Source organism: Candidatus Magnetobacterium casense, assembly GCF_019173545.1.
Taxonomy (GTDB): Bacteria; Nitrospirota; Thermodesulfovibrionia; order Thermodesulfovibrionales; family Magnetobacteriaceae; genus Magnetobacterium; species Magnetobacterium cryptolimnobacter.
On record NZ_JABXWD010000740.1, the window covers coordinates 1 to 1176 of the forward strand.

At 54.5% G+C, this 1176-nt stretch carries 2 protein-coding genes; both read left to right on the forward strand.

Annotation, left to right across the window (positions count from 1 at the left end):
• A partial coding sequence (locus HWQ67_RS19195; RefSeq protein ID WP_218254301.1) for an NADH-ubiquinone oxidoreductase-F iron-sulfur binding region domain-containing protein occupies window positions 1-513 on the forward strand: 513 nt, incomplete at its 5' end.
• Window positions 514-535: 22 nt separating this feature from the next.
• Window positions 536-1176 (forward strand): 2Fe-2S iron-sulfur cluster-binding protein (locus tag HWQ67_RS19200; protein WP_218254302.1); only part of this gene is annotated, 641 nt, incomplete at its 3' end.

Below are 1176 nucleotides of genomic sequence, written 5' to 3' on the forward strand. Positions count from 1 at the left end.
GGCGGTATGGTCGTCATGGACGAGGACGACTGCATGGTCAACATTGCCAAGTACTTTCTGGAGTTTACGCAGGCCGAGTCATGCGGCAAGTGTACCCCCTGCCGCGTAGGAACAAAGCGACTCCTGGAAATCCTCACCAGGATCACCGAAGGCAAGGGCAAGGCCAAAGACCTCGACACCCTCGAGGCCCTCTCAAGGGACGTCATCGAGGCAAGCCTCTGCGGCCTGGGACAGACGGCGCCAAACCCAATCATAAGCACGTTGAGGTATTTTAAAGACGAATACACCGCCCATATCATCGACAAACGTTGTCCCGCACGCGTGTGTAAGGCGTTGTTGACATACACCATCACGGAGGCCACCTGTACGGGCTGTACGATGTGTGCCAGGGTGTGTCCGGTTAAGGCAATCACGGGTGAGAAGAAGAAAACTCACTACATTGACCAGACGCTGTGTATACAGTGTAACTCGTGTTATGACGTGTGTAAGTTCAACGCCGTTGACAAACGTTGAGATATAGATAAGGAGAACTGACGTGACAACAGCAATAGCAGAAGATACGGTAACATTAACGATAAATGGTCAGACGATTACCTCTGAAGGCGGTAAGACTGTCCTGGAGGTCTGCCGCGAGCGCGGCATATATATCCCCACGATGTGCTACGACGAGCGTCTGGAGGCCTATGGCGGGTGCAGACTCTGCATTGTGGAGGTAAAGGGGCAGGCTCGTCCGCTGTCTTCATGCACGACCCCGATCAGGGAGGGCATGGAGGTGACAACGGAGAGCGACAGGTTAACCAGGCTGCGAAAGACCGTCCTGGAGCTGCTGCTGTCCAACCACCCCAACGACTGCATGTTCTGTGACAAGGCCGGCGTCTGTACGCTCCAGGACCTCGTCTACAGGTATGGCGTCCGGTACGACAAGTACTACGGGGAGATGTGGAATCTGCCTAAAAAAGACGATAATCCCTTTATCTCCTACGACCCCAATAAGTGCGTTCTGTGCAGCCGCTGCGTCAACATCTGCCAGAACGTGGTCATGAAGGGGACGATAGACATGACCGGCAGGGGGTTTTACTCCAAACCGGATACGGCCTTTTGCAAACCCCTCACCCCTGATATCTGTCTGTTCTGCGGGCAGTGTGTTTCGACCTGTCCCGTGGGTGCATTGACCGA